Here is a 7881-nt window from a genome sequence, read left to right as displayed (position 1 = left end):
TAGGTGAAATTGATAACAACGGAATTGAACAAGGTTTAGCTAATTTTAGCAATAAATATTAAGTAAGAAATACGCATTATATCATGCAAAAAAAATTAATAAAAGTAAATCCATCAGATAATGTAGCAGTTGCTTTAGTCAATCTAAAAGCAGGTGAAGTTATTTCTTTTGAAAATCAAGATATCAAAGTCATTTCAGATGTAAAAGCAAAGCATAAAATTGCTTTAGAAACCTTTGAAAATGAAGGTGAAATTTTTATGTACGGCGTTTTAGTAGGTAAAGCAAGTTCTAAAATTGAAAAAGGAGGTGTTTTAACTACAGAAAATGTGAAACATCAAAGTGCAAAAGTTTCTCAAAAAACAGGAACTATAGGTTGGACAGCACCTAATGTTGATAAATGGAAAGACAAAACCTTTATGGGCTACCATAGAGAAGATGGACAAGTTGGTACAGCTAATGTTTGGTTGTTTTTTCCTTTGGTTTTTTGTGAAAATAAAAATATAGAAAAACTAAGAGATGTTTTTGAAAAGGAATTGTTAACTGTAAAGTCTAATTCACATCAAATGTTATTGCGTTCTCTAGTAAAGGGTGAAGAAGATACAGATAATGCAGAAAAGGAAGTTACAAAAGTATTTGAAAATATTGATGTAAAATTCATCACACACCCAGGTGGTTGTGGTGGTATTAGACAAGATTCTGAAAGTTTAGCAAGATTATTAGCAGGTTATGTAAAAAACCCAAATGTTGCAGGAGCAACAGTATTAAGTTTGGGTTGTCAAAACCTACAAATGGATATATTTAATACAGCTTTAGACGCTATTAGTCCAGATAATAAAAAACCTGTGTTGATGTATGAACAACAACAAATGGGTACTGTAGATGAAATGCTTACAGCTATTATAAAAAATTCGTACGAGGCTATTAAAAAAGCCAACGAAATTGAAAGAAAACCAGCACCTTTATCTAAACTGAAAGTAGGTTTAGAATGTGGTGGTTCTGATGGTTTTTCTGGAATTTCTGCAAACCCAAGTTTAGGATACACTTCAGATATGCTAGTTGCTTTAGGAGGAACTGCCATTTTATCTGAATTTCCTGAATTGTGTGGTGTAGAACAAGAATTGGTAAATAGATGTGTAGAAGAAGAAAAAGCAAACAAGTTTTTAAACTTAATGCAAGCTTTTGAAAAATCAGTTGTAGATGCTGGTTCAGGTTTTGATATGAATCCCTCTCCAGGAAATATCAAAGACGGTTTAATTACAGATGCAATGAAATCAGCAGGAGCAGCAAAAAAAGGAGGAACATCACCAGTAGTAGATGTTTTAGATTATGGAGAGTATATTACAAAACCAGGTTTAAACTTATTATGTACACCAGGTAACGATGTAGAAAGCACCACAGGAATGGTAGGTTCTGGAGCAAATATTGTTTTGTTTACAACTGGTTTGGGTACTCCAACTGGCAACCCAATTACACCAGTGATAAAAGTGTCTTCAAATTCTGATTTAGCCAATAGAATGAGTGATATTATAGATATAGACACAGGTGATGTGATTAAAGGAGAAAAAACGATAGCAGAAATGGCAGAAACCATTCTAGAATATATTATTGATGTGGCAAGTGGTAAAACAACCTCTAAAGCAGGTTTGTTAAATCAAGACGATTTTATTCCTTGGAAGAGAGGAGTTTCACTTTAATTTTTTTAAAAATCTTCTCTTAAGAAATAGCTTTTTTAAGAGAAGATTTACGGATAATTAACTCTGGCTGCAAGACTATTTGTTGCGGTTTCTTTTTACTTGCTTTAGCCTCTACTTCATCTAAAAATACCAAAGCAGCTTTTCTACCCATTTCAAGCGGAGATTGATCTACAGATGTTATAGACAACTCCATAAAACGTGTAAAAGGTTCGTTACTAAAACCTATTACACTTATATCTTCGGGTATTTTTAGTCCCTGAGATTTAATTTCTTGAATGGCACCAAGAGCAGAAAAATCACTCGAAGAAAAAATTGCATCTGGAGGATTTGGTAAGTTTAACAACTTTTTAGTTGACTCCCTTCCAGCTAAAACTTTACTATGAGTTTCAATAACTAAACTTTCATCAAACTCTAAACCATTATCTATAATTGCTTGTTTATAGCCTAAATACCTGTTTTTAAAAATTTCTAATCTTTTATCATTAGAAAAATGTGCAATTCGTTTACAACCTTGTTCTATTAAATGTTTAGTTGCGTAGTATGCCCCATTAAAGTCATCAATAGTAACAGAACTAACATTTCGAATCTCTTTTTTTCTATCAAAAAATATGAGAGGTACATTTTTTTTAGAAATACTTTCAAAAATTTTATTTTTAGTCTTTCTATTAGTAATAGACATTAAAATCCCATCAACTTGAGCACTTAATAGAGTATTAATATTACCTGTTTCTTGATTTTCTTGATCGTGAGTTTGACAAATAATTACATGATATCCTTTTGGGTACAATTCTTCTTCAATGCCTCTAATTACAGAAGCAAAAAAGTTACTATCTATACGTGGCACAATCACTCCAACATTATAACTTTTACCACTTTTCAGTGCTTTTGCAAGGGTATTCTGCTCATAGTTCATCTCTATAGCAGTTTTTTGTATTAGCTTTCTAGTTTTTTCACTAATTTTAGGATTATTGTTTAATGCTCTAGAAACCGTTGCTGCAGTTAAGTTTAACTTTTCAGCAATATCGTAAATTGTGGTTTTTTTTACCATAACGCTAATTAATGATTTTTTTTTTAAAAAAAATATTTTTATTCGATATATTTTGTAAATTCAAAGTTTATTTATAATATTGTGCAATCGATTACATTGATAATTCAAATTAACTTAAGACAATTGATGAAAAACATATTTAAATATCCGTTTTATATCTTATTATTAATACTTTCTTCTTGTTCGGATAATATAGAAGAGATAGATGATACTATTGTTAGTGCAATCATGATAATTGGAGAAGATATCGAAGATGGTGGTACATCTCAAATGAGAGCAGAAGTATTTCCAAATACTGCAGAAAACAAGTCAATTGTTTGGAGTGTTTCTGATGAAACTATTGCAACAATTTCTAAAAGTGGATTATTAAGAGCCGTGGCTAATGGTACTGTTACAGTAACTGCAGAAGCACAAGATAATTCTGGAGTTAGTGGTACAAAAGATGTTGTAATTTCAGGCGTCTCAGTTCCTGATGTTTTAGTAGAAAGTATTATAGTCTCTGGAGCTAATATTACAAATGGTCAACCTCAAACATTTACAGCTGAAGTTTTACCAGCAAATGCAACTAATAAAGAAATAAGTTGGTCTGTTTCAGACAGCACAATAGCAACTATAAACTCAGAGGGATTATTAACACCTTTAGATAATGGAACTTTAAAGGTGATTGCAACATCTGAAGATCCAAATGCAGTATTTGGCGAATTAGAAGTTACTATTTCAGGTTTTTCTACTGTTCCAGGGGTTACTACTGCTGCTGAATTATTAACAGCAATTCAAAATGCTGTAGCTGGGGATGTTATTTATGTAAAAGAAGGTACTTTTGCTTTTAGTTCTACTATAAACATTTCTCAAAGCGGAACATCATCAAATCTTATCTCTATGTTACAACATCCAAATAACACCCAAAGACCTACACTTGATTTTTCTGCAATGTCAGAAAACAGTTCAAATAGAGGTATTGAATTATCGGGTAATTTTTGGCACATTAAAGGGATTAAAGTTTTTAATGCAGGAGATAATGGTATGTTAATAACAGGTAATGATAATCTTATTGAGTTTTGTGAATTTAGTGAAAACTCAGATACAGGTTTACAAATAGGTAATGGTGGTGCAAATAATACAGTTTTAAATTGTGATTCATTCTTTAACGCAGATTCTACTTTAGAAAATGCTGATGGTTTTGCAAGTAAGTTAGATGCAGGAACAGGAAATAAATTTATAGGCTGTAGAGCATGGCAAAATTTAGATGATGGTTGGGATGGCTATTTAAGAGGAGCTGACAATATTACAACTACTTATGAAAATTGTTGGGCTATTAAAAATGGGTATTTAAAAGATGGATCTACAGGAGCAGGAGATGGAAATGGCTTTAAGACTGGTGGAAGTGATAGTAAAAATTTAAAGCACAATGCTATTCTTAAAAACTGTATAGCCGTTGGTAATGTTTTTGATGGTTTTGATCATAATAGCAATAGAGGAAATATTGAAATATATAATTCTGGAGCTTATGATAATGGTAGGAATATTAGTTTTAGTACATCAAATATTGCTAATTCTTTAGTGATTAAGAATACTGTAAGTATTGCTGGCGGAAGCAATGATAGTTTTAACGCAACAACTATTGATATTACAAATAATGCATGGCAAAATGGGTTAACAGCAGATGCTAGTGATTATGTAAGTTTGAATACAGATTTACTTTTAGCGGCTAGAAAAGCAGATGGTAGTTTGCCAGATGTTGATTTTATGAAACTAGTTTCTGGAAGTGACCTTATAGATGCAGGTGTAGATGTTGGATTGTCATTTAACGGAACTGCTCCAGATATAGGGCCTTTTGAAAAATAATTATATATTGCCATTCAAAATTTCATTTTAACAAAAAAAGCATATTAAAAATAGCGTTATGTTAAAAAAAACTTGTACGTATATAAAAATTAATTATCTTTGTGTAATCGATTACAATTAACTAAAATAAATTAATACTTAAATTAATTTTATGACAAAAAGTAAAACAACATTTTGGTTGTTAAAAACCAAAATTAAGGACAAGAAATTATTTTCTTACAATCATAATAAAAGCCTTAAAGCTTTATTTATTATGCTTTTGCTGTTCAACTTTACGAGTTTACAAGCTCAAGATAATATTACAGTAAGTGGTGTTATTACAGAGGGAGACTCAACAGTATCATTACCAGGTGTTTCTGTAATGGTAAAAGGAACAACAAAAGGAACATCTACAGATTTTGATGGTAAATTTACACTTAGAAACATCCCATCAAACTCAGTATTAGTGATATCTTATTTAGGATATTCAACTAAAGAAATTAAAGTAGCTGGTAAAACAAATTTAAAAGCATCACTTTACCCAAGTACAGAGTCTTTAGATGAAATCGTGGTTGTAGGGTATGGTACTTCTAAAAAATCAGACTTAACAGGTTCTGTTGTTGCTATTTCTGGTTCAGATATAGCAAAACAACCTATATCAAACGTTGGAGAAGCGCTAACAGGACGTCTTGCAGGTGTTCAAATTGTTTCTTCAGAAGGTTCCCCAGATTCTGAAATAAATATTAGAATACGTGGTGGAGGATCTATTACTCAAAACAGTTCTCCATTAATTATTGTAGATGGTTTTCCTGTTAATAGTCTTAGCGATATTGCTTCCTCAGATATCGAAAATATTTCTATATTAAAAGATGCGTCATCTACAGCAATATATGGTTCTAGAGGTGCAAATGGGGTTGTAATTGTTACTACTAAAAGTGGTAAAGACGGTAAGGTTACAGCAAACTTTAATATGTTTTACGGTGTAAGCAGTATGGTGAAGCCAATAGATGTTTTAGATGTGCCAGATTATGCAAAATGGCAATATGAATATGCTTTATTAAGAAACTCTGGTGGGCCTGCTGAAAATCCGGCAGAATCTTACGAAAGATATTTTGGTTTGTGGCAAGATTATGATCAATATTTGGGTCAGAAAGGAACAGATTGGCAAAATCAGATTTACGGTAAAATGGGTGAAATTGAAAGCAGAGATTTATCTGTTAGAGGAGGTTCAGAAAAGTTTAACTATAGCTTAAGTTATTCCTTATTTGATCAAAAAGCAATCATGGTAGGTTCTAATTTTAGAAGAGACAACCTTTCTTTATCTTTAAAAAGTAAAGCAAGTGATAAAATTGATTTATCATTTACTTTACGTTATGCAAATACAGTTGTAAATGGTGGTGGTGCAAATGAGCAAAACGAAACCTCATCTGCAGATGCACGTTTAAGACATAGTGTTGGTTACTCACCAGTTCCACTTCCAGGATTAACAACAGATGATACAGATGAAGCTTTACAAAGTTATTTAGTAGATCCTTTTCTTGCAGTAGATGATAATCAACGCCAAAAAACAAGAAAAAACTTTAATATGGTAGGTAGTTTTTCTTGGGAAATGATTAAAAACCTAAAATATAGAATGGATATTGGATTAGATAATAGAAGAGATACAGATGATCGTTTCTATGGTCGTTCTACATATTATGCGAACAACAGACCTTCTGCAGATAATCAAGGTTTACCTGCATTAGTAACTAGAGACAGAGAGCAAGTGCGTTTTAGAAATGCCAATACTTTAAATTACGATTTTAAAGAGTTAATTAGCAATACAGATCACAAACTAAAATTGTTATTAGGTGAAGAAATGATTGTTACTACAAGAAACGAACTTACAAACGAAATTCATGGATTTCCAAAGTTTTTTGACTTTGAAACAACAAGAAATCTAAGTTCTCAAGGAACACCACAAGCGGTTAATAGGTTTTATAGTCCAGATGATAAATTACTTTCTTTCTTTGGTAGGGTAAATTACAGTTTTAAAAACAGATACTTATTAACAGCAACCTATAGAGCAGATGGATCTAGTAAATTTTTAGGAGATAATGCTTGGGGTTATTTTCCTTCTGCTGCACTTGCTTGGAAAATTTCTGAAGAAAATTTCTTAAAAGATGTAGATTGGTTATCTTCTTTAAAAGTAAGATTAAGTTATGGAGAAGCAGGAAATAATAATATCCCAACAGGACAAACCGTTCAAAACTTCCAGTCAAATAACACAACTTATATAAATAATGTAAATAGCTATTGGGCAGCATCAAATGTTTTAGCTAATCCAGATTTAAAGTGGGAAACTACAGTAACACAAAATATTGGTTTAGACTTTGGTTTTTTTGATAATAGAATATCTGGTAGTATAGAGACTTATAAAAATCTTACTCAAGATTTATTAATAAGATATGGTATTCCTGGTTCAGGATATACATATCAATACAGAAATATGGGTGAAGTTCAAAATACGGGTATAGAAGGTTCTTTAAACTTTACAGTAATTGACAAAAGAAATTATGGTTTAGACCTTTCTGTAAATGCAAGTGCAAATAAAAACAGAATTAATTCTTTAGGAATTCAAGAGAACTTTGGGGAAGCTACCAACTGGGCATCTTCTCAAATAGGTATTGATTATTTAGTAAACGTAGGTCAACCTCTAGGTATTATGCAAGGTTTTAAAAATGATGGTAGATATGAAGTATCAGATTTTAATTATGATGCAAATAATCAAGAGTATACTTTAAAAAATGGGGTAGTAGATAACTTAGTTATAGGTGATGTGAGACCTGGATCATTGAAATTAAAGGATATTAGTGGTCCTAATGGAGTTCCTGATGGAGTTGTAGATATTAATGACCAAACTATTATTGGTAATTCCAACCCAGATTTAACTGGTGGTTTTGTATTAACAGGTCGTGCTTATGGTTTTGATTTATCTGCGGCATTTAACTTTAGTTTAGGGCAAGATGTTTACAATGCAAATAAAGTAGAGTTCACAACTTCAAATCAAAATGGTCAGTACAGAAACTTAAGTACAGTTATGGCAGATGGTAGTAGGTGGACAAACTTAGATCCTGCTTCAGGACAATTGGTTACAGACCCAACCCAATTAGAAGCACTTAACAAAAATACAACAATGTGGTCTCCTTATATGTCTAGATTTGTATTTAGTGATTGGGCTGTAGAAGACGCTTCTTTTTTAAGATTAAATACCTTAACTTTAGGGTATAGATTACAAGAAGAAGTTGTAGAAAAAATTGGATTATCGAATTTAAG

4 protein-coding genes are annotated in these 7881 nt (G+C 31.6%); 3 read left to right on the top strand and 1 reads right to left on the bottom strand.

Annotated features, from left to right (window positions below; translation table 11 throughout):
* The first annotated feature begins 83 nt into the window (after positions 1 to 83).
* Positions 84 to 1694: a UxaA family hydrolase gene (locus ACTG3S_RS13080; protein WP_439129787.1), complete on the top strand. Its 1611-nt coding sequence runs from the start codon at positions 84 to 86 to the stop codon at positions 1692 to 1694.
* Positions 1695 to 1713: 19 nt separating this feature from the next.
* Here ACTG3S_RS13080 and ACTG3S_RS13075 read toward each other — a convergent pair whose 3' ends face one another.
* Positions 1714 to 2742 (bottom strand): LacI family DNA-binding transcriptional regulator, encoded by a 1029-nt coding sequence (locus ACTG3S_RS13075; RefSeq protein ID WP_439129786.1) that lies wholly within the window; start codon positions 2740 to 2742, stop codon positions 1714 to 1716.
* 126 nt (positions 2743 to 2868) lie between these two features.
* Here ACTG3S_RS13075 and ACTG3S_RS13070 point away from each other — a divergent pair, with 126 nt between their 5' ends.
* The gene (locus tag ACTG3S_RS13070; RefSeq protein ID WP_439129785.1) at positions 2869 to 4587 is read left to right on the top strand and encodes an Ig-like domain-containing protein; all 1719 of its coding nucleotides are present in this window, start codon (positions 2869 to 2871) and stop codon (positions 4585 to 4587) included.
* Positions 4588 to 4738: 151 nt separating this feature from the next.
* Positions 4739 to 7881: SusC/RagA family TonB-linked outer membrane protein (locus ACTG3S_RS13065; protein ID WP_439129784.1), on the top strand; the 3143-nt coding region annotated here is incomplete at its 3' end.

Source organism: Polaribacter sp., from assembly GCF_965656025.1.
Classification (GTDB): domain Bacteria; phylum Bacteroidota; class Bacteroidia; order Flavobacteriales; family Flavobacteriaceae; genus Polaribacter.
Note: the sequence above shows the minus strand (reverse complement) of the source record. Positions and strands in the feature narration are given on the sequence as shown.